The sequence below is a fragment of the uncultured Castellaniella sp. genome, from assembly GCF_937988725.1.
GTDB lineage: Bacteria > Pseudomonadota > Gammaproteobacteria > Burkholderiales > Burkholderiaceae_B > Castellaniella.
In genome coordinates this window covers 400,259-420,699 of sequence record NZ_CALKHS010000003.1, presented here as the reverse complement: position 1 = coordinate 420,699, position 20,441 = coordinate 400,259, and the positions used below count along the sequence as shown (strand labels likewise).

General features: G+C 67.7%; 17 protein-coding genes. 10 read left to right on the top strand and 7 right to left on the bottom strand.

Features of this window, described 5'->3' with window-relative positions; translation table 11 throughout:
* Nucleotides 1-9: 9 nt before the first annotated feature.
* Nucleotides 10-489, top strand: a complete 480-nt coding sequence (locus tag Q0263_RS03390; RefSeq protein ID WP_298013317.1) for a tripartite tricarboxylate transporter TctB family protein — start codon at nucleotides 10-12, stop codon at nucleotides 487-489.
* Nucleotides 490-499: 10 nt separating this feature from the next.
* The gene (locus Q0263_RS03385; protein ID WP_298013316.1) at nucleotides 500-1,990 is read left to right on the top strand and encodes a tripartite tricarboxylate transporter permease; all 1,491 of its coding nucleotides are present in this window, start codon (nucleotides 500-502) and stop codon (nucleotides 1,988-1,990) included.
* Between the two features lie 76 nt (nucleotides 1,991-2,066).
* Here Q0263_RS03385 and Q0263_RS03380 read toward each other — a convergent pair whose 3' ends face one another.
* The 4 genes from Q0263_RS03380 to Q0263_RS03365 form a co-directional block, all read right to left on the bottom strand.
* Complete coding sequence (locus Q0263_RS03380; RefSeq protein WP_366140673.1) at nucleotides 2,067-3,209, bottom strand: mandelate racemase/muconate lactonizing enzyme family protein; 1,143 nt, start codon at nucleotides 3,207-3,209, stop codon at nucleotides 2,067-2,069.
* Nucleotides 3,210-3,288: 79 nt separating this feature from the next.
* Nucleotides 3,289-3,780, bottom strand: a complete 492-nt coding sequence (locus Q0263_RS03375) for a twin-arginine translocation signal domain-containing protein (RefSeq protein WP_298013312.1) — start codon at nucleotides 3,778-3,780, stop codon at nucleotides 3,289-3,291.
* Nucleotides 3,781-3,819: 39 nt separating this feature from the next.
* On the bottom strand, nucleotides 3,820-4,731 hold the full coding sequence (locus Q0263_RS03370; protein WP_298013310.1) for a dihydrodipicolinate synthase family protein: 912 nt from the start codon (nucleotides 4,729-4,731) through the stop codon (nucleotides 3,820-3,822).
* Nucleotides 4,728-5,468, bottom strand: coding sequence for a GntR family transcriptional regulator (locus Q0263_RS03365; RefSeq protein ID WP_298013309.1), 741 nt, complete (start codon nucleotides 5,466-5,468; stop codon nucleotides 4,728-4,730). The genes Q0263_RS03370 and Q0263_RS03365 overlap by 4 nt, the downstream gene beginning before the upstream one ends.
* 368 nt (nucleotides 5,469-5,836) lie before the next feature.
* Here Q0263_RS03365 and Q0263_RS03360 point away from each other — a divergent pair, with 368 nt between their 5' ends.
* The 5 genes from Q0263_RS03360 (at nucleotide 5,837) to Q0263_RS03340 (ending at nucleotide 10,816) form a co-directional block, all read left to right on the top strand.
* Nucleotides 5,837-7,009, top strand: coding sequence for an extracellular solute-binding protein (locus Q0263_RS03360; protein WP_298013308.1), 1,173 nt, complete (start codon nucleotides 5,837-5,839; stop codon nucleotides 7,007-7,009).
* A 74-nt stretch (nucleotides 7,010-7,083) separates the two neighbouring features.
* On the top strand, nucleotides 7,084-8,163 hold the full coding sequence (locus tag Q0263_RS03355) for an ABC transporter ATP-binding protein (protein WP_298013306.1): 1,080 nt from the start codon (nucleotides 7,084-7,086) through the stop codon (nucleotides 8,161-8,163).
* Nucleotides 8,160-9,035, top strand: coding sequence for a sugar ABC transporter permease (locus Q0263_RS03350; RefSeq protein ID WP_298013304.1), 876 nt, complete (start codon nucleotides 8,160-8,162; stop codon nucleotides 9,033-9,035). Before Q0263_RS03355 ends, Q0263_RS03350 begins: the two co-directional genes overlap by 4 nt.
* Before the next feature lie 5 nt (nucleotides 9,036-9,040).
* Nucleotides 9,041-9,907 (top strand): ABC transporter permease, encoded by an 867-nt coding sequence (locus Q0263_RS03345; protein WP_298013302.1) that lies wholly within the window; start codon nucleotides 9,041-9,043, stop codon nucleotides 9,905-9,907.
* Nucleotides 9,908-9,937: 30 nt separating this feature from the next.
* Entirely contained in the window at nucleotides 9,938-10,816 is an 879-nt protein-coding gene (locus tag Q0263_RS03340; protein WP_298013300.1) for an aldose epimerase, read from the top strand.
* Between the two features lie 131 nt (nucleotides 10,817-10,947).
* Here Q0263_RS03340 and Q0263_RS03335 read toward each other — a convergent pair whose 3' ends face one another.
* Nucleotides 10,948-12,138: a mandelate racemase/muconate lactonizing enzyme family protein gene (locus Q0263_RS03335; protein ID WP_298013298.1), complete on the bottom strand. Its 1,191-nt coding sequence runs from the start codon at nucleotides 12,136-12,138 to the stop codon at nucleotides 10,948-10,950.
* 232 nt (nucleotides 12,139-12,370) lie between these two features.
* Here Q0263_RS03335 and Q0263_RS03330 point away from each other — a divergent pair, with 232 nt between their 5' ends.
* From Q0263_RS03330 to Q0263_RS03320, 3 genes are all read left to right on the top strand, one after another.
* On the top strand, nucleotides 12,371-13,939 hold the full coding sequence (locus Q0263_RS03330) for an aldehyde dehydrogenase (NADP(+)) (RefSeq protein WP_298013296.1): 1,569 nt from the start codon (nucleotides 12,371-12,373) through the stop codon (nucleotides 13,937-13,939).
* Between the two features lie 3 nt (nucleotides 13,940-13,942).
* On the top strand, nucleotides 13,943-15,292 hold the full coding sequence (locus Q0263_RS03325; protein ID WP_298013294.1) for an enolase C-terminal domain-like protein: 1,350 nt from the start codon (nucleotides 13,943-13,945) through the stop codon (nucleotides 15,290-15,292).
* An 82-nt stretch (nucleotides 15,293-15,374) separates the two neighbouring features.
* Nucleotides 15,375-16,274 (top strand): DMT family transporter, encoded by a 900-nt coding sequence (locus tag Q0263_RS03320; RefSeq protein WP_298013293.1) that lies wholly within the window; start codon nucleotides 15,375-15,377, stop codon nucleotides 16,272-16,274.
* 19 nt (nucleotides 16,275-16,293) lie between these two features.
* On the opposite strand, the gene Q0263_RS03315 is transcribed toward Q0263_RS03320, so the two are convergent.
* Entirely contained in the window at nucleotides 16,294-18,819 is a 2,526-nt protein-coding gene (locus Q0263_RS03315; RefSeq protein ID WP_298013291.1) for a DUF2309 domain-containing protein, read from the bottom strand.
* Nucleotides 18,816-20,417, bottom strand: a complete 1,602-nt coding sequence (locus Q0263_RS03310; protein ID WP_298013289.1) for an NADH-quinone oxidoreductase subunit L — start codon at nucleotides 20,415-20,417, stop codon at nucleotides 18,816-18,818. The genes Q0263_RS03315 and Q0263_RS03310 overlap by 4 nt, the downstream gene beginning before the upstream one ends.
* Nucleotides 20,418-20,441 lie beyond the last annotated feature (24 nt).

Here is a 20,441-nt window from a genome sequence, read left to right as displayed (position 1 = left end):
CACAGCCTCATGGACAGGATCACAAAGCGAGAATTCACCGTCGGCGCCATCATGCTGGCCTGCGGTCTGGGATACATGGCGCTGACCAGCCAGATCCCGCACATCAAGAACCAGTACGGCTTCGTGGACGCCACCTTCGTTCCCTACGTGCTCAGCGCCATCATGTGCCTGCTGGGCGTCCTGCAGATCCTGACGGCCCGCCAGCCCGCCAAGGAGGCGGACGCCGGGGCGACGACGAGCGCGGACCAGCGGACGGTCTTCAAGACCATCGCCCTCATCATCGCGTACGTGGCGCTGCTGGAGCCCGTCGGGTTCCTGCTGGCGACCGTCGTCTACCTGGTGATCCAGTTCACCCTGCTGACGCCCGCGGACAGGAAACCGAACATTCCCCTGTACGCGCTGATCGCGGTGCTGACCTCCGGCATCACCTACGCGATTTTCAGATACGCCTTCGACATGGTGCTGCCAGTCGGCCTCTTCGGATTCTAGGAGACTCCCCATGCTATCCCTGCTGCAGCAAGGTCTCGACGCCGTCTTCACGTTCCAGGTGCTCGGCCTGGTGCTGTTCGGCACGGTCATCGGCATCATCTTCGGCGCCATTCCCGGGCTGACCTCGACCATGGCGGTCGCCCTGTTCCTGCCCATCACCTACACCCTGAGCCCCGGCGCCGGCATCTCGCTGCTGGTCGCGCTGTTCGTGGGCGGCACCTCGGGCGGGCTGATTTCCGCCATTCTGCTGAAAATCCCCGGCACGCCGTCGTCCATCGCCACCACCTTCGACGGCGGCCCCATGATGGAGAAAGGCGAAGCGGTCAAGGCTCTGGGCGCCGGCATCGTATTTTCCTTTCTCGGCACCCTGTTCAGCATCGCCGCCCTGGTCTTCATCGCCCCGACCCTGGCCAAGGTCGCGCTGCGATTCGGACCGCACGAATACTTCGCCATCGCGGTCTTTTCCCTGACCCTGATCGCCACGCTGGCCAGCGGTTCGATGATCAAGGGCATCTTTTCAGGCGTGGTGGGCTTCGCCTTCGCCACGGTCGGCATCGCCCCGGTGGACGCCGTGACCCGCTACACCTTCGGCTACGCGGACCTGAACGGCGGCTTCCAGATCCTGACCGTGCTGATCGGCCTGTTCGCGGTGTCCGAGATCATCAAGGTCGCCGAGACCGTCAGGCACGAACAGAAGGCGTCGATCGGCACCGTCAGCATGAAGAACATCAAGGGATTCGGCTTTTCGATGCAGGAATTCTTCGGCCAGGGCTGGAACTTCATCCGCTCCTCCATCATCGGCACCGGCATCGGCATCCTGCCCGGCATCGGCGGGGGCACCTCCAACATCGTGTCCTACATCGTCGCCAAGAACCGGTCCAAGCACCCGGAAAAATTCGGCACCGGCATCCTGGACGGCGTGGTGGCCTCGGAAACGGCCAACAACGCGTCCATCGGCGGGGCCATGGTGCCGCTGCTGACCCTGGGCATCCCCGGCGACGCCGTGACCGCCGTCATGCTGGGCGGCTTCATGATCCAGGGCATCCAGCCCGGGCCGCTGCTGTTCGTGTCCCAGGGCGCCCTGGTCTACACGATCTTCGTCGCGCTGCTGCTGTCCACCGTCATGATGCTGGTGTGCGAATTCTACGGCCTGCGCATCTTCATCAAACTGCTGGCCGTCCCCAAGCACATCCTACTGCCCATCATCCTGGTGCTGTGCGTGGTGGGCTCTTTCGGCCTGGACAGCAACCTGTTCGACGTCTGGACGATCCTGCTGTTCGGCCTGATCGGCTACGGCTTCCTGAAAGTGGGCATCAGCCTGCCGCCTTTCATCATCGGCTTCATCCTGGGCCCCATGGCGGAAACCAATCTGCGCCGCGGGCTGCAGCTGTCGGACGGCGATTTCACCGGCTTCCTCACCAATCCGATCTCGGCCGCCTTCCTGGCCCTGTCGCTGGCCTCGGTGCTCTGGAGCCTCTACCAATCCAGAAAGCCGCGCTGAAAACGGCCGGGGCGCCGCCCAAAGGCTGCGCCCCGATCCCATCGTCCCCCGTACAGGCGAAACGAGGCCTCGGCGCCTAGGGCCGGGTCATCTGGCGCACCGCATCGGGGTGTTCCAGCACCGAATCCGACAGCGCCAGCCCCAGCCCCGGCCCGGTCAGGGGATAGATCTGGCCGTTCTCGATGCGGGGCATGACCGTCACCAGATCCCGGTACCAGGAACTGCAATACGCCCGGACCGATTCCTGGAAGACCGCATTGGGCAGGTTCAGCGACAGATGGATGGCGGCGGCGAACGTGACCGGCCCCGTGCAATCGTGCGGCGCGACCGGACGCTGGAAGGCCTCGGCCAAAGCGCCGATCTTCTTGGCCTCCGACAGGCCGCCGCACCAGGAAACATCCAGCATGACGTAGTCCGTCGCATCCGCCTGCAGGATGTCCAGGAACTGCGAGCGCGTCGCCAGCGTCTCGCTGGCGCAGACGGGAAGGCCGGCATGGGACCGATAGGACGCCAGGGCCTGGGGATTCATCATCTTGATGGGGTCCTCGGCCCAGAAGGGATTGAATTCCCGCAGCGCGCGGGCGATCTTCAGGGCGGCCGGCAGATCCCACATGGAATGCAGCTCGACCATGACTTCCATGTCGTTGCCCACAGCATCGCGGATCTGCCGGAAAGGGGTCAGGGCGCGATCCACGTCCTTCGCGTGGATGAAGTGCCCGCCCGACTGCACCGCATAGGGATCGAAGGGCCAGATCTTCATGGCGGTGATGCCTTCGTCCAGCAGGCTGCGGGCCAGCGCGCCCGCATCCCGGCTGAAGGCGATCTGATCGTCATAGGGCCCCTCGGGGTGATCGGCCGTCTGGATGTAGCGGCGCGCGCCGGTCTTGTTGTACATGTAGCCGGCGCAGGTGTTGTAGGTCCGGATGGATGGATGGGACAGGCCGCCCAGCATCTGGTGGATGGGCTGCCCCGCGGACTGGCCGAAGATGTCCCACAAGGCCACGTCCACCGCCGAAGCCGCCCGCACTTCGACGCCCGAAGACCGGAACCCGTTGTACGGCGACAGCAGCAGACTGGAAATACGATCGATGTGGCGGGGGTCCTGATCCAGGATCTGCGGCGCGACGTCGTGATGCAGATAGGCCGCGACCGCGTTCGTGCCCCGGAAGACTTCTCCCAGGCCGACGAGTCCCTCATCGGTATGCAGGCGGAGCCACATGATGTTGTCCAGATGGGGAAGCTGTACTGTCTCTAAGGCTGTGATCTTCATGGCGAAAGGCTGAAAGAATGCGGGCCCGTCAGGGGCGGAGGCGGTCGGACGCGGGCTTTACTTGGATGCCGCGATGTCCTGATCCCAGCGATGGAAGGCGGCGACCAGCGGGCGGCTGATAGAGGCTCTCCAGGTCGGGCAGCCCGTTGTCCGGAAGCGCCATGATGTCCAGCCAGAGATCGGACTGCAGGCCCTCGGACATCGCATCGGGGCCGATGATGACCATGTCGATGTCCACGCGCCTGGCGCGCTGCTGCGCCTGGACTTTCGAAGGCAGCTGCGGGGACAGCGCGTTGCTGAAGACGAACCGGGAGACGAGGTCTTTGTGCTGCGCCGCGAAATCGTCGAAGATGGGGCGCGTCAGCGCCAGGTTGCCGGCCGCATCCACGATGTTGAGCGCCAGGGGGCTGGCGGGCGCCGTCAGCGCCCGGGCCACGGGGCTGTGCGTTCCGAGGACCCCGGTGCCGACCAGGGCGCCGGCGCCGGCCAGGAAGCCGCGACGGGAAAAGTGAGCTGTCATTTTTTTGTCTCCTCGAATGGTCAATGGTCGGGAACCAGCCTAGGCGGCCGAGGCCCGGGTCCAGGTGTCCAGAATCCCGCGCAGCGCCTGGCGGTCTTCTCCGGACAGTTCAGGCAGGCCGGGCAGGCGGACCTTGCCGACCGGCAGGCCCTGCAATTGCAGGGCTTCCTTGACGACCGTGACATTGGCGCCGTCGTGGAACTGGGTCCGCATGGCCTCGAAGGGCGCAATCAGGTCCACCAGATGCCGGGCCTTGGAAAAGTCCCCCAACTCCAGGGCCCGCCAGGTCGCCAGCGACAATTCGGGCGCCACATTGACCAGGCCCGACGTGAAGCCGGCGCCGCCCAGCGCATAGAACGGCAATGCCCAGCGTTCCGCCAGACCGCAGATCCAGGTGGCGCCCAGCCCCTGCGTCGCCCGGATGCAATCGCCAAAGAGCATCAGATTCCGGGAAGCGAACTTCACCCCGGCGATCGCCGGGTGCGTGGCCAAGCGCACCAGTTCCGCCAGGGGGATGTCGTCCGCGCGGACATACGCCACTACCGGCAGGTCCACGGCATCGGCGATGTCCAGGAAGTAGTCGATCTGCGCCGACGGCGCCGCGAACGGGTCGCGCGGCTGGTGCGCCATGACGCCGTCCGCTCCTTCGCCTTTCGCCGCCCGGGCTGTAGCGATCGCCTCTTTCAGGGAACGGCCCACCGCGGCCGTCACGGCCGCGCCGCCCTCGGCTGCCTGGATGGCGACGGCATGCAGCCGCCGGGTCTCCGCATCGGTCAGGCTGAAGAATTCGCCCGTATTGCCGCCCGACACGATGTTGTGAACGCCGGCTTGCGCGATGCGCCGCACGATCCGACCGGTCAGCGCCGCGTCGATGTCTCCGTCGGCCGCGTAGGCGGTGGCATGCACTCCGGATACGCCATGAAGGGCCTTGCGATACTGCTCGAATGTCATGTGTGTGCTCCTGTGGATTCCCGGTCTGCCTGAAACAGCAGTTCGATGTGCGTCTTGCCCGCATCCGTGACGTGGCTGCGCATCAGCGCTTCGGCCCGCGCGACGTCGCGTCCGGCGATGGCCTCGTAGATCGCCGTGTGTTCACGCAGCGAGGCCTTGCGGACACGCCGATCCGACAGCACCGCCACTCGCGTGCCGTGGTTGAAGGCGTGCAGGGTGTTCAGCAGGCCGAGCAGATAGGTCCCCCCCGAGGCGGCGCGCACCGCGTCGTGGAAGGCGCTATTGAGCGAGACCAGGTGATCCACGTCGTCGCCCTCCAGGGCGGCCTTCATCCGCCCGAGCAACGCCCGCATGCGTTCCAGATCGTCCTGCGTCGCATGCTGCGCGGCCATGCCGGCGACCAGGCTTTCCAGCGCCGCGCGGGCGAGCGTCATCTCTTCTGCCTGGCGGGCCTCGAAAGTGACGAAGCTGCCCCGCCTGGGCTCCGTGCGCACCAGGCCCTCGGCTTCCAGACGCCGCAGCCCCTCTTTCACCGGGCTGGTGCTGACCCCCATTTCCGCGGCCAGCTTGCGTTCGTTCAGCCGCGTGCCCGCTTTGTAGTACCCGGAGACGATGGCGAGACGCAGTCTTTCATGGACTTCGTCGCGCAGGCTGGTCGTCTGGATGGGCGCCAGCGTGAACGTCAATGATCCCCTGACGGGATCGTCATCGTGCTTCATCACCTTGTTCAACCTCATGATTCGTTGGTATATGATATATCAGATTTCACAACCTTTCCATCATGCCGGAAACGTCTCGAAAGCCCGCTTTCCTCGATGATGTCATACAACAAAACAGCTCCTCGACAAGCCAAGTACCGGGATATTAGGGAATGTACTAAGGTCCACCGGATATACGAAAAACACATTTCTAATCATCGATTTACTGAAAATAAAAAACCGAACTCCGGGCAGATCGACCTTTCCCGGAGGAAAACCCACTATTCCAAATCCAATCTAAGTTATATGATGACTTATAAGGAAGGATTCATCCTGAACATCAAAAATCCACCGGTTTTCCTGGAGCCGCCTCCTTCCGCGCACAGGTGAACACTCAAGGAGACACCATGAAAGGCAATAAGCAAAGCGCGCGGCATGTGCGCCTACACGCCCTGGCGGGCGCCCTGGCCCTGGCCTGCGCCGCCGTCTCGGCGCAGGCCGCTCCCGTCGCGCTGAACATCGTCGATGTGGCCGGCAACCTGGCCGTCACCCAGAAGGCGCTGGAATCCTTCCGCGACCAGAACCCGGATCTGGTTTCCACCATGACCTTCACCAACGCGCCGGCGCCGCAGATCCCGGGCAAGATCAAGGCCATGCAAAAGGCCAATCGCGCCGACATCGATCTGGTGCTGACCGGCACCGACGCCCTGGCCGCCGGCATCGAGCAGGACCTGTGGGTGAAACTGCTGCCCGACCACCAGGACAAGTTCAAGGACATCCTGAACAAATACCACCGCAACGCCGCCCGCATGCAGGAACTGGCCAAGGGCTACGGCCTGGAAGTCAGCTTCATGCAGTCCGGCCCGCTGCTGGAATACAACCCGGACAAGGTCAAGAACCCGCCCAAGACCCCGGCCGAGCTGCTGGCCTGGTGCAAGGCCAATCCGGGCCAGTTCCTGTACGCCCGCCCCGCCAACTCGGGCCCGGGCCGCACCTTCCTGATGGGCCTGCCCTACCTGCTGGGCGACAAGGATCCCTATGACCCGATCAAGGGCTGGGACAACACCTGGAAATTCCTGAAGGAACTCAACGAGTGCGTGCCCTACTATCCGGGCGGCACCTCGGCCATCATGAAGGAACTCGGCCAGGGCAGCCGCACCATGACCCCGACCGTGACGGGCTGGGACATCAACCCGCGCGCCCTGGGCATCGTGCCGGCGGACTTCAAGATCCAGGCCTTCGACAACTTCACCTGGGTCAACGACGCCCACTACATGGTCATCCCCAAGGGCGTTTCCAAGGAAAAGCAGGAAGTCCTGTTCAAGCTGATGGATTTCATGATGCAGCCCAAGCAGCAGGCCATGACCTACGACTCCGGCTATTTCTATCCCGGCCCCGCCATCCGCGACGTGCCGCTGTCGGCCGCCCCGAAGGAAAGCCAGGACATCATCGCCAAGTACGGTCGTCCTGAATACGAGGAACTGACGGCCCGCCGCCCCAGCGCCGTGCCGCTGGACGCCAAGGCCATGGTGGCGGCCTTCCACAAATGGGACACCGACATCGGCGCCCTGAAGAAGTGATCGCTGTCCGATAACGCCCCGCCCGCCTGCCCTTTCCGGGCGCGGGCGGCCTGTATCTCCCTGGATTTCGCAATATGAATGATTCTTTCCAACAGCTGCGTCTGGATGGCGTCGGGCGGCAGTATCCCACCGCATCCGGTTCGACCGTCGCCGCCCTGAAGGATCTCAGCCTGGACATCCGGCGCGGCGAGTTCATCGCCCTGCTTGGGCCTTCGGGCTGCGGCAAATCGACCGCGCTGAATTGCCTGGCGGGGCTGGCCGACCTCAGTTCCGGCAGCATCTGGCTGGACGACACGCGCATCGACGTGCTGCCGCCCGAACGGCGCGGCTTCGGAATGGTCTTCCAGAACTATGCCCTGTTTCCCCACATGTCGGTCCGCGACAACGTCGGCTTCGGCCTGCGCATGCGCGGCGTGTCGAAGCAGGAAACGGCCCAGCGGGTCAAGGCTGCGCTGTCCCTGGTGCAGCTCGAAGGCCACGAATCCAAGCTGCCCGGCCAGCTCTCCGGCGGCCAGCAGCAGCGCGTGGCCATCGCCCGCGCCATCGTCATCGAACCGCCGGTCATCCTGATGGACGAGCCCCTGTCCAACCTGGATGCCAAGCTGCGCGTCGAAATGCGGGCGGAAATCCGCCGCATCCACCGCCAGCTGGAACGCGCCACCATCTACGTCACCCACGATCAGGACGAGGCCCTTTCCATGGCCGACCGCATCGTGGTCATGCGGGCGGGCAGCGTGCAGCAGGTCGGCACGCCCCGCGAAGTCTACGGCCAGCCCCACAATCTGCATGTCGCCCGGTTCATGGGCTATCGCAACGTGCTGGCCTTCCAGGTGATGCGCCACGAAGGCGAACACATCACCGTGCAGCAGGGCCAGGTCCAGCTGCAGGGCACTGCGATCTCGGTGCCCGCAGGCACCCGGACGGTCGCCGTCGCCATGCGGCCCGACGACTTCGAACTGGCCTCCGAAAATTCGGCCAACACTCTGGACGCGACGATTCAGCAGATCGAATTCGGCGGGCGCAGCTCCCTGCTGGTCGTCAACAGCCTCATCGGCGAACTTTTCGTGCGGGTCAGCGGCGACTTCCAGCCGGGCGACCAGGTGCGCCTGCACATCCCCGCCGACCGGGTGCTGACCTACGCGGAGGCCCTATGAGCGCCGCCGACCTGGCCATGGCCCCCCGGGGCGACCGCCGAGGCTGGCTGGTCGCTCCCGCCGTGGTGGTGCTGCTGGCGCTGTTCGTCTATCCCTTCATCTACGGGGTGGTGATTTCCTTCCAGCCCATGGACGGCGGCAGCATCTGGGCCAATTACATCCACTTCTTCACGACGTCGACGGAATTCAACACCCTGTGGGCGACCTTCAAGCTGGCGGCCCCCGCCACCCTGATCAACGTCGGGATGGCCGTGCCGGTCGCGTTCGCGCTGCGCCGCAACAGCCGCAAGCAGCGCATCGTCACCACCATTCTGGTCATCCCCATCACGCTGGGCACGGTGCTGATCGCCGACGGCATGCTGACGTTCTACAGCCCGGTGGGCTGGTTCTCGCAACTCGTCCACGGCCTGAACCTGTACTCCCAGGAAGTCCGCCTGACGCACAATTACTGGGGGGTCCTGATTTCCCTGGTGATCTCCGACTTCCCCTTCGTCTTTCTGCTGACCCTGTCCTACATTTCCGGCATCGACCCGACGCTGGCCAAGGCCGCGGGCACGCTGGGCGCCAACACCTGGCAGCAATTCCGCCTGATCTACCTGCCCCTGCTGGTGCCGGGGCTGAGCATGGCGGCCGCCCTGTCCTTCGTCCAGACCTTCGCCGTCTTCCCATCCGCCATCCTGCTGGGGGCGCCCGCGGGTCCGACCCGGGTGATCTCCATCGCGGCCTACGAGGCGGCCTTTGAACAATACGACTACGGCATGGCGTCGGCCATCGCCATCGTCATGGGATTCGCGCAGCTGTTGATCGTCTGCGCGATCTTCGCATTCCGGCGGGCCTTCTACACCGGCCCGGCCACCAGCGGCAAGGGGTGACGCACATGCAATCCACAACACACGCGGCAGCCGGGAACCACCGGCGCTGGGGCAAGCTCTGGCGCGCCACGGTCTGGACGGTCATGGGATTTTTCCTGCTGAACGTCGTCTTCATGATCCTCACCGTCATGGTCAATTCCGTGGCCACCCGCTGGTTCGGCACCCTGCTGCCCGAAGGCCTGACGCTGGGCTGGTACGGCCGCGCCTGGGACGAATTCCAGCTGGCCCACATCCTGGTGGTCACGCTGGAAGTCGTCGCCTCGGTCGTCGTCCTGGCCATCGCGCTGGGGGTGCCGGCCGCCTATGCGCTGGCCCGCGCTCGCTTCCCCGGCAAGCGGCTGGTGATGCTGCTGATCCTGATCCCCATGCTGGTGCCGCCGGTCACCTACGGGATTCCCATGGCCACGGCCATGTACCAGATCGGCGTGGGCGGCACCCTGGCGGGGGTCATCCTGTCCAATCTGGTGCCGGCCCTGCCCTTCGTGATCCTGGTCATGACGCCCTTCATCGAGCAGATCGATCCGGGCCTGGAATCGGCGGCCCGCATCTTCAGCGCCAACACCTTCCAGTATTTCCGCCACGTGCTGGCGCCGCTGCTGGTGCCGGGCATGCTGGCGGCCGGGCTGCTGGTGCTGGTGCGCACCATCAGCCTGTTCGAACTGACCTTCTTCACCGCCGGTCCGGATTCCCAGACACTGGTGGTGGCCCTGTACTACGCGGTGTTCTCCACCGGCGTGCGGGCGCCGCAGGCCATCGACGCCATGGCCATGATCTACATGGCCATCACCATGGTCTGGGTGCTGATCGCCCTGCGCTTCGTCAGCCCGACCCAGCTGGTCAGCCGGGTCAAGGAAGCGCCGCGTGAAGCCTGAGCGGGACGCGCGGCCATGATGCCGGCGCGCATGGACGCCGCCCCGCAGCGATGCCTGACCCTGATCCAGGGGCCGCACCGCTTGCGGGTGGCGCCGGCCGCGGGCGGCCGGATCCTCGGCTGGACCAGCGACCTGGCCGACGGCCCCCGTGACTGGCTGACGCCGATTGACGTCCAGGAATGGCCGGCGCACGAATGGCCCAAGGGGGGCCTGTTTCCCCTGGCGCCGTTCTCCAACCGCATCCGCGACGCCCGCATGAACTGGGCGGGCCGGGAAATCCTGATCCAGCCCCTGCGCGGCCAGGCCCACGCCCTGCACGGACAGGCGCAGCGCATGGCCTGGAACGTGCTGGACGCGACGGCCGACCGGATCACGCTGGAAGCGCGCCACCCGGCCGGGGAGGACGGCTGGCCCTGGGCCTGGTCGCTGCGGCAGATCATCCGCCTGTCGGCGGACGGGCGGCTGGACATCGAACTGGCGCTCACCAACGACGACTCGCAGCCCATGCCGGCCGGCCTGGGCCTGCACCCCTATTTCACCGCCGACGGCGTCCAGGCCCGCGCCGACACGGACTGGGCTCACGACCAGGAGCTGGCCCTGTTCCCCAGGCCCAACTCGCAAAGCGACTGGCGGCGCACCCCCGACACCTGGACGCGTTTCCTGTCCGGCTGGGCGGGCGGCGCCGACATCCGCTGGCCCGGCGGTCCGGGTCTGCGCATGCAGGCCCGCGGCCCCCTGGACCACCTGGTGCTGCACTGCAATGCCGGGCGCTACCTGTGCGTGGAACCCGCCACCCACGTCTGCGACGCCGTGAACCTGGCCGCCGCCGGCATCCCGGGCACCGGCCTGCGGACGCTGGAACCGGAAGACACGCTCACTGTGGGCATGACGCTCAGCATCCTGGCCTGATCCGGGTCCGCGACCACGACGCGGCCTTGCCCGCCCACGCACAGGGGCGGCCACATCTCGGCAAGCGCACAAAACGGGAAGAGCGGCCCACGAGCCGCCCTTCCCGTCCCCGCCATCGGTATGTCAGGGTGTCAGGGCCGCTGGCCGCATTCGGCGGTTTCCGTCGTCCAGGCGCGCGCCTGCTCGCTCAGCGTGAAGCCCAGGCCCGGACGATTGGGCACTTCCATGCGTCCGTCCTTCATGACCAGACGCTCATTGAACAGCGGTTCCAGCCACTCGAAATGTTCCAGCCAGGGCTCGCGGGGATAGGCCGCCGCCAGATGCAGGTGGATTTCCATGGCGAAGTGCGGCGCCATGCTCAGGCCGTGGTAATCGGCCAGCTGCATGATCTTCAGGAACTGGGTGATGCCGCCCACGCGCGGGGCGTCGGGCTGGAAGAAATCGGACGCATGCGCCTCGATCAACTCGGCGTGTTCGCGGAAGCTGGTCAGCATTTCGCCGGTGGCGATCGGCGTGTCGAAGGTGGCCGCCAGCGCCGCATGGCCCTGGACGTCATAGGCGTCCAGCGGTTCCTCGATCCAGGTCAGGCCATATTGTTCCATCACCCGGCACATGCGGGCGGCCGTCATGCGATCCCACTGCTGGTTGGCGTCGACCATCAGGGGGAAGCTGTCGCCCAGTTTCTTGCGCACGGCATCGACCCGCTGCAGGTCGACCGCATGGTCGGGATGGCCGACCTTGATCTTGATGCCGCCGATGCCGCGCGCCCGCGACGCATCGACGTTGTCCAGAACCTGGTCCAGCGGAGTGGACAGGAAGCCGCCCGAGGTGTTGTACAGGCGCACCGTATCCCGGTGCGCGCCCAGCAGCTTGGCCAGCGACAGGCCGGCCCGCTTGGCCTTCATGTCCCACAAGGCCACGTCGAAGGGCGCAATGGCCTGCACCGTCAGGCCGCTGCGCCCGACCGAAGCCCCCGCCCAGCACAGGCGGTCCCAGAGCCTCTGGATGTCGCTGGGGTCCTCGCCCAGCAGCGTGGGGGCGATTTCCTTGGCGTGGGCATACATGCCCGGACCGCCCGCCCGCTTGGAATAGGCGAAGCCCAGCCCTTCATGGCCATCGCGGGTGCGGATCTCGCAGAAGATCATCGCGACTTCGGTCAGGGGCTTCTGGCGGCCGGTGAAGACCTTGGCGTCGCTGATGGGCGTGGGCAGCGGCAGGAAGGCCAGGGACAGCTTGATCCAGGCGATGCGGTCGCTGCCGCCATCGGAGACGACAGCCGCATGCGCCGGTTCGGAAAACGCGGCGGATTCTGGGCGGGACATGAGGGCAATCCTTTTGAAAACGAAACGTCAAAATAGGGACACAGCCCGCCCCGGGGTTGACCCGGACAGACCGGAACAGAGAACAGATACTATCTCTTACCATGACCGCAAGGCAGCCGAAAAACCATCGTTGACTCAAGGAAAACGTGCTTGTTTCCCAGAGTTTCCTTTCCGTCATGATGAGTTGTATGATAACTTACTTGTGAAATTTTGCCACCCCGGAGGTTCCCCTATGCCCATCACCGGCATGCAGCTCATCGGCAGCCAGAACGTCGCTGGCGCCGGCCCTTCTTTCCAGGCCGTCAACCCGGCGGACGGCCGGGAGATTCCGCCGTCCTGGCAGGGCGCGGATGCCCGGCAGGTGGATCAGGCCGTCCAGCTGGCGACCGCCGCCTTCGTCTCCTATCGGGAAACCACGCCGGAACAGCGCGCCGCCTTTCTGGAAGCCGTCGCCCAGGCCATCCTGGATCTGGGCGATGAACTGATCGAGCGCGCCATGCTGGAAACCGGCCTGCCCCGCCCGCGCCTGGAAGGCGAACGCGGCCGCACCGTCAACCAGCTGCGGCTGTTCGCCCGCGTCGTGCGCGACGGCGACTGGCTGGATGCGCGCATCGATCACGCCCTGCCCGACCGCAAGCCCGCGCCCCGCAGCGATCTGCGCATGCGCCAGATTCCGCTGGGACCGGTGGCTGTTTTCGGGTCCAGCAATTTCCCGCTGGCCTTTTCCGTCGCCGGGGGCGACACGGCGTCCGCCCTGGCCGCCGGCGCTCCGGTGGTCGTCAAGACCCACCCCGCCCACCCCGGCACGTCCGAACTGGTGGGACAGGCCATTCGCAACGCCGTGCAGCAATGCGGCCTGCACGAAGGCGTGTTTTCCCTGCTGGCCGGCCCCGGCATCGACCTGGGTCTGGCGCTGGTCCGCCACCCCGGCATCCAGGCCGTGGGCTTCACCGGCTCGCGCCAGGGCGGCATCGCCCTGATGCAGGCCGCCGCCCAGCGCCCGGTGCCGATCCCCGTCTACGCGGAAATGAGCAGCACCAACCCCGTCTACCTGCTGCCGGGCGCGCTGGCGGCTCGCGCCGACGCGCTGGCGGACCAGTTCTCGGTCTCGCTGCTGGGCAGCGCCGGCCAGCTGTGCACCAACCCGGGGCTGATCATCGCTCTGGACAGCCCGGAACTGGACCGCTTCATCGCCCGCGCCACGCGGAACATCCAGGCGGCCCCCGCCGCCACCATGCTGACCACCGGCATCGCGCAAGCCTACCGGCAGGGAGTGCAGCGCCAGCTGGATCATCCCGCCGTCCAGTCCCTGGCGCGCGGCCTGGCCGACGACGCGCCCGCCCATTGCCAGGCCAACCTGGCGGTCACGACGGCGCAGGGTTTCCTGGCCGACCCGGAACACCTGGGATCGGAAATCTTCGGGGCCAGTTCCCTGGTCATCCGCTGCGCGGACGCCAGCGAATTCCAGGCCATCGCCCGGGCCCTGGAAGGCCAGCTGACGGCCACCCTGCACCTGGAACCCGGCGCGGACGACGCGCTGGCCGCCCAGCTGATCCCGATCCTGGAACTGAAGGCGGGCCGGATCCTGGCCAACGGATTCCCCACCGGGGTGGAAGTCTGCGACGCCATGGTGCACGGCGGCCCCTTCCCGGCGACGTCCGACAGCCGCACCACCTCGGTCGGCACGCTGGCCATCCGCCGCTTCCTGCGTCCCGTCTGCTACCAGGACATCCCCGACGCCCTGCTGCCCGCCGCCCTGCGGGCCGCCAACCCCTGGCACATCACCCGTACCGAGCGATAGACCATGAGCCCCAGCGCATCCCCCGAAGTCCAGACCCCGCGGATCACCCAGGTCCAGGTCGTGCCCGTGGCCGGCCAGGACAGCATGCTGCTGAACCTCAGCGGCGCCCACGGCCCCTATTTCACCCGCAACATCGTCCTGATCGACGATGAGGCCGGCCGCCAGGGCCTGGGCGAAGTCCCCGGCGGCGAGGCGATCCGGGCCGAGGCCCAGCGCCTGGGCCGGCAGCTGATCGGCCAGCCCATCGGCCGCATGAACGAACTGCTGGAACAATGCCGCCGCGCCACCCAGGGCGGCGCGGAGGACCGTCGCGGCACCCAGACCTTCGACCTGCGCACCGGCGTCCACGTCGTCACCGCGCTGGAATCCGCGCTGCTGGACCTGCTGGGCCAGCATCTGGGGGTCCCGGTCGCGGCGCTGCTGGCCGACGGCCGCCAGCGCGACGCCGTCGAAGCCCTGGGGTACCTGTTCTACATCGGCGACGCCGGCAAGACGTCCCTGGGCTACCGCCGGGAAGACGACGCCGACAACGAATGGTTCCAGTTGCGCAATCGCGAAGCCCTGACTCCGGACGCCGTCGTGCGCCTGGCCCGGGCGGCCCGGGACCGCTACGGCTTCCGGCACTTCAAGCTGAAGGGCGGCGTGCTGGCCGGCGACGCGGAAATCGAAGCCGTCGCCGCGCTGGCCGAACAGTTTCCCGACGCCCACATCACCCTGGACCCCAACGGCGCCTGGTCCCTGAAAGAAGCCATCCGCCTGTGCCGCGACCAGCATCATGTCCTGGCCTACGCGGAAGACCCCTGCGGGGCGGAAGCCGGCTATTCCGGCCGCGAAGTCATGGCGGAATTCCGCCGCGCCACGGGCCTGCGCACGGCCACGAACATGATCGCCACCGACTGGCGCGAAATGATGCACGCCATCCAGCTGCAATCCGTGGACATCCCGCTGGCCGACCCGCACTTCTGGACGATGCGCGGCTCGGTGCGCGTGGCCCAGATGTGCCACGAATGGGGCCTGACCTGGGGTTCGCATTCCAACAACCACTTCGACATCTCGCTGGCCATGTTCACGCACGTCGCGGCCGCCGCCCCCGGCGACATCACCGCCATCGACACGCACTGGATCTGGCAGGACGGCCAGCACCTGACGACCGACCCCCTGCGCATCGTCGACGGGCGCATCGCCGTGCCGCGCGCGCCCGGCCTGGGGGTGCGCATCGACCCCGACCGCCTGGCCCGGGCCCACGCCCTGTACCAGGAAAAAGGCCTGGGTGGCCGGGACGATTCCGTCGGCATGCAGTTCCTGATTCCGGGCTGGCGTTTCGACAACAAACGGCCCTGCCTGGTGCGCTGAGCCCGCAAGCTCTCAGGAAAAGCACTATGATGCCCTTGCCAGGCAGCCGATTCGCGGCGCCTGGCAGTTTTTTTCCCATCCCATGACGACCGACCAACGTTCCCCCGCCTGGCTGGGCCCCGCGCTGATGTGCGGCGCCAGCCTGTGTTTCGCCATGCTGGACACGGGCACCAAGTACCTGGCGGCCCACTATCCGCTGCTGCAGGTCGTCTGGGTCCGCTACATCGCGCAGATGATCGGCGTCGTGCTGATCTTCGGCCCCAGCATGCGCCTGCATCTGCTGGAAGCCCACAACTACGGCATCCAGCTGTTCCGGGGCCTGTGCCTGTGCTGCGGCAGCGTGTTCGTCATCAACGGCCTGGCCCGCCTGCCGCTGGCCGAGGCCACGGCCATCGTCTTTCTGGGCCCCGTCCTGATCACCATCCTGTCCGGCCTCCTGCTGAAGGAAAAAGCCCGGTCCATGGACTGGCTGGCCGTCACCTGCGGCTTCGCCGGGGTCCTGATCATCGCCCGGCCGGGCGGCGGCCTGCTGACCTGGGCTATCCTGTTTCCCATGGGTTCGGCCCTGTGCAACGCCTTCTACCAGCTGGTCACGCGATCCACCCGCAGTTCCGAACATGCCGCCACCAGCAACTTCTACACCGGCCTGATCGGCGCGCTGGCGCTGACCCCCTGGGGCGCCAGCGCCTGGACGCCGATGGCCACGCCGGATTTCCTGCTGCTGCTGGGCATCGGCGGCATCGCCTCGATCGGCCACCTGACCATCACCTATTCCCTGCTGCATGCCTCGGCGGCATCGCTCGGGGCCTACAGCTACTCGCAGATCCTGTGGGCGACGCTGCTGGGCTGGCTGGCCTTCGGCGCCATGCCCGACGCCATGGCCTGGCTGGGCATTCTGGTCATCGCCCTGGGCGGGCTGGTGCTCTCGGTGCCCCAGGTCCGGCGGGCCGGCGCCGCGCTGCTGCGCCTGGGGCGGCGCTGAGGCCGCAGCGGGGCGTCCCTCAGATTTCCAGCGGCAGCCAGCGCCCCCGTTCGTAGCGCTGCAGCGCATCGCCCTCGTAGCGCCACAACAGCATCCAGCCGTTGTCGCACAATCGGGCCAGCACCGCATTGCGCGCGATGATGTCGTCGATCCATCGGGCGGGCGCATCGATCACGACCGTCAGGCGCACGGGCTGATGATGCCAGCCCTCGCCATCGTGCAGGGACTGCCTGGGCAGCCCGATGCGCAGATCGCCGCCATTGCCCTCGAACACCCCGACGTGGCCGTCCACGACGTTGTGCAGCACCTTGTTGCCCGCGCCGTAGTGCACGGGATCGCAGGTGGACGCGTGGTACTGCCAGGACAGCCAGTTGGTGACCAGCATCGGCCCCATCATGAGCTTCTCCAGCACCGCGCCATCAGGGTCCAGCCGCGCGTCGTAGTCGTGCAGGTAGGCGCGGCTGAGCACCCGGCCGCGGCTGCGGTCGCGCGGACCGATGATGAACGCCGCGTTGCGGGTCAGTCCCCATTCCGGTCGGGTCTGGGACCCGTCGTTGGCCCGGCGCCGGAAGGACGCCAGCAACGGCTTCGGGGCCAGATTCGCATCCATCCGCAATGCCGGCGCCCGTTCGCGGCGGACCCGGTCGCCCGCCCGGGCGAAGGCCTGCTCCATCCGATGCCAGCGCGCCCGCGCCGGCGGCGGCAGCAGATCCAGGTCGAAGCCCGTCACTTCGTCGGTCGTCGTATTGTGCAGAGCCCCCATGAAGACGGTGCCGTCCGGGATGCGGAGCCCGCGCGAACGCAGACCTTCGCGCACCTCGGGATCGTTCAGCAACAGCGCCAGCGCGCGCGCGTTGGCCTCGCCGGGCCGGCCGTAGCAGGCGCCGCAATCCAGGGTCGAGGCGTGCGCATTGTTGGTGCTGTGCCCCGCATGGCCGCACAGGATCACCAGCGGCGCCAGCCGGTCGTCCAGCCCCATCGTCCGCAGGACGCCGGCCGCCAGTTCCACGCGCTTCGCGAGATCCAGGCCGGCCACCATCGGCCTGCACCGGTCCTGGATCGAACCGGGCAGGCCCAGGCGATCCGCGCTGGCGCGCGGCGCGGCCGGCGGCCTGATCCACCGCGCGATCTTGCCGAGATAGCCCGCTCCCAGCACTTCGACGAAGGAAAAGGTCGCGTTCGACCAGCGCACGGCGCCCAGCCACTGATCCAGCCCCGCCAGGCGGACCCGGCGCGCCGAGCGGGCCTGCGCGAGGCCCGCCGCATCGACCGCCGTTCCGCCCGGCGCCGTCACCACGTCCTGCACCGCGACGCTGGGATAGGCCAGGCCCGGCAACTGCGGCCGGCGGACGTCCGTGCCCAGCGGCGTGTAATGGATGGGGATGCCGAAGAAGCCCGCGAACGCCCGTGTCTGGACGCCCGGCCACACGGCCTCCAGCGCGCGCCGCATGCGCTCGCTGCGCGTATCGATGCAGAAGACGGCCTGCACTTCGGGCGCCCGGGCGGCGGAGGCCGACGCTGTCGCCGGGGCGCGCAGTGTCCGCGCAAAGCCGCGCTGGAAGCTGATCTCCAGCGCCCGCTGCCAGCATTCATCCACCGCCAGCGCCGTCTCGGCTTGCGCGACGCGCCGGGGAAAATCCCGCCAATGCGCGTCCAGCGCGGACACGGCGGCGCCGCGCGCGCCCGGAGGCACGGCGCGGGCCAGCAAGGTTTCCCAGGCGATCCGGCAGGCCAGCAGGTCGCTCAGGCGCAGGTCCTCCTGCCCGGCGGGAATCTTCTGCCAGCCGATATAGGCGCACCACGCCGCCCAACCGTTGATCGACAGCAGCAGCGCCTCGAAATAATCGCGCCAGACGGATGCGTCCAGCGACAGTTCGGCCAGCGCCCAGCGCAGAGCGTCCTCGGCCCGCAGGGGAAGCGCGCTCAAGCGCTTCGCGAACCCGGGCAGGCCCAGCCTGGCGCCCAGGCCATGGTCGCCGACCATGCTTTCGCGCCAGAACCCGTACAGGCCAGGGCTGCCCGAGGCGCGCCAATCCGCCTGATGGCGATCGAAGTAGGTCGCGCAGGCCTGGCTCATCTGGAACACGATGGCGGCGCGCCAGGGCCAGCGCCTGTTCTTCTGCACCGCATCGTCCAGCAGGTCCACCAGCAGCGGCTCGCGGCGCAGCGCGGGCGCGGCCGCCAGCCCTGCGATGCACTGTTCGGCCGTCACCTCGCAGGCGTCCTGCGCGGCGCGGCGGTCCAGCGCGGTATTCAGGTCCTCGCGCGCGATGCGGCCCGCCTCCCATTCCCGCCGGATGTAGTCCCGCGCGGGGAACACGCGGAAGTCGCCCAGCACGGCCAGGCGCGCCGCCACGCGGCGGATCGGCTGATCGATGCGGCGCCAGTGGGGGTTGACCGCCACCGCCTGGTCCAGCGGCCAGGCCGGCATGATGCCGGAGCACGCCTGTTCGACGGCCCGGCGCAACGCTTCGCGATCCCCGGCGGCCCGCGCGGCCCCTTCCGGCGCTTCCGCAATCTCCATGTCCCGCATGACGGCGCTCATGAGCGGACGCCCTCATAGACGGATTCCTGCGGACGCCAGGACGGCGGCGTCGCCTTGCGGCCGGCGCCGGCCCAGGCGGCGGGCCACAGCCGCAGCACCCAGTGGGTGTAGCCCTCGTCCATGTAGAAGCCGGCATACACCCAGCGGCGCGCGGTCACGACCGACTGCGGCCACACCTGGAACGCCACCATCCCCAGGTACATCACGCCCAGGCCGACCAGGGCGACGATGCCGGCGCCATCCAGCGGATCGTTCAGCACGCCGATGGGCGCATGGTCCACGATGCCGGCGGCCAGCGTCAGGACGATGGCCATGAACACGGCCGCCGCGATCCGCGCGGCCACCGTCCGGGCGCCGCCCGCCTGCGCCTTCGGCGCCCACAGGATCGGCGCCCACGCCAGCGCCAGCACGGCGCTCCACCACCATGGCCAGGCCCGGTCCCCCAACGCGGCCTGCAGGCCGAAGACGATGGCCAGGGAGACCGGCACGGCCAGGATCATGCTCAGGGCGGAATTGCGGGCCTCGCCCGTCAGGAGCTTGCGCTCGCACTCCCGGACAGCGCCGGATGCGTTCAGGAAGTTGTGCGCCTTGTACAGGGAATGGCCCAGCAAGTGCAGCGCCGCGAAGAGATACAGGCCCAGGCCGCATTCCAGCAGCATGAATCCCATCTGCGCGATCGTGGACCATGCCAGGTGCACCTTCTGGCTGACGCGCGTCAGCAGCACCAGGCCCGCCACCACCGCCGACGCCAGACCGAAGCCCACCAGCAGCCAGCGCGCCGCCGGCGACGCGCCCAGCAAGGGCGCGAACAGCACCAGCACGTATCCGCCCAGATTGACCACCCCGGCATGCAGCAGCGCCGACACCGGCGTCGGCGCTTCCATCACCTGGACCAGCCAGCCATGCACCGGCATCAGCGCCGTGCGGGCGATGACGGCCAGCGCCAGGCACACGCCGCTCCATTGCAGGGCGGCGGAGGCGGGACCCGCCGCGAGATGCGCCCGCAGGACGGACAGAGACCCGCTGCCCGTCTGCGACCACGCCAGCAAGGCGGCAGCGATCAGCAGCGCATCGGCGGCGCGGTCCGTCACCCTTTTCTTGTGCGCCGCCAGCAGCGCGAAGGGCCGATCCGGATAAAAGCACAGCAGGTGATGCATGGCATGGCCGATGGCCGCCCACGCGGCGATCAGGACGACCCAGTGGTCGGCCAGCAACAGCAGATGCACCGCCGCCAGCACCGCGCCCAGGGCCGCCATGTACACCGGCTGGCGGGGTTCGCCGTTGAGGTGATGCGAGGAATAGACGGCGATGGCCGCGCCGAGCAATTGCACCAGCAGGCCGGCCCAGGCGCCGAACGGATTCACCGCCAGCCATCGGCCCGCGCCCGGCCCCGCCGTTCCGCCGGCCGACAGTAGCGCAAGTTCCCAGGCCAGTTCCGCCAGCGACACGGCCAGCGCCGCGAACGTCAGCGCATTGAACCGCGCCCATGCGCGCCGCACGGGCGCGCGGCCGCGCACCGACCAGATCGCGGCGCCCGCCATCAGCGCTACAGGCGCCAAGCCCAGCGCGACATTTCCTTCCTCAAGCAGATTCAACACGTGCGCCCCTGAAAAAACGACACG

Coding starts and splice junctions, on each gene's coding strand:
- Q0263_RS03390 (WP_298013317.1), top strand. CDS start 10: ATGGACAGGATCACAAAGCGAGAATTCACCGTCGGCGCCATCATGCTG.
- Q0263_RS03385 (WP_298013316.1), top strand. CDS start 500: ATGCTATCCCTGCTGCAGCAAGGTCTCGACGCCGTCTTCACGTTCCAG.
- Q0263_RS03380 (WP_366140673.1), bottom strand. CDS start 3,209: ATGTGGCTCCGCCTGCATACCGATGAGGGACTCGTCGGCCTGGGAGAA.
- Q0263_RS03375 (WP_298013312.1), bottom strand. CDS start 3,780: ATGACAGCTCACTTTTCCCGTCGCGGCTTCCTGGCCGGCGCCGGCGCC.
- Q0263_RS03370 (WP_298013310.1), bottom strand. CDS start 4,731: ATGACATTCGAGCAGTATCGCAAGGCCCTTCATGGCGTATCCGGAGTG.
- Q0263_RS03365 (WP_298013309.1), bottom strand. CDS start 5,468: ATGAGGTTGAACAAGGTGATGAAGCACGATGACGATCCCGTCAGGGGA.
- Q0263_RS03360 (WP_298013308.1), top strand. CDS start 5,837: ATGAAAGGCAATAAGCAAAGCGCGCGGCATGTGCGCCTACACGCCCTG.
- Q0263_RS03355 (WP_298013306.1), top strand. CDS start 7,084: ATGAATGATTCTTTCCAACAGCTGCGTCTGGATGGCGTCGGGCGGCAG.
- Q0263_RS03350 (WP_298013304.1), top strand. CDS start 8,160: ATGAGCGCCGCCGACCTGGCCATGGCCCCCCGGGGCGACCGCCGAGGC.
- Q0263_RS03345 (WP_298013302.1), top strand. CDS start 9,041: ATGCAATCCACAACACACGCGGCAGCCGGGAACCACCGGCGCTGGGGC.
- Q0263_RS03340 (WP_298013300.1), top strand. CDS start 9,938: ATGGACGCCGCCCCGCAGCGATGCCTGACCCTGATCCAGGGGCCGCAC.
- Q0263_RS03335 (WP_298013298.1), bottom strand. CDS start 12,138: ATGTCCCGCCCAGAATCCGCCGCGTTTTCCGAACCGGCGCATGCGGCT.
- Q0263_RS03330 (WP_298013296.1), top strand. CDS start 12,371: ATGCCCATCACCGGCATGCAGCTCATCGGCAGCCAGAACGTCGCTGGC.
- Q0263_RS03325 (WP_298013294.1), top strand. CDS start 13,943: ATGAGCCCCAGCGCATCCCCCGAAGTCCAGACCCCGCGGATCACCCAG.
- Q0263_RS03320 (WP_298013293.1), top strand. CDS start 15,375: ATGACGACCGACCAACGTTCCCCCGCCTGGCTGGGCCCCGCGCTGATG.
- Q0263_RS03315 (WP_298013291.1), bottom strand. CDS start 18,819: ATGAGCGCCGTCATGCGGGACATGGAGATTGCGGAAGCGCCGGAAGGG.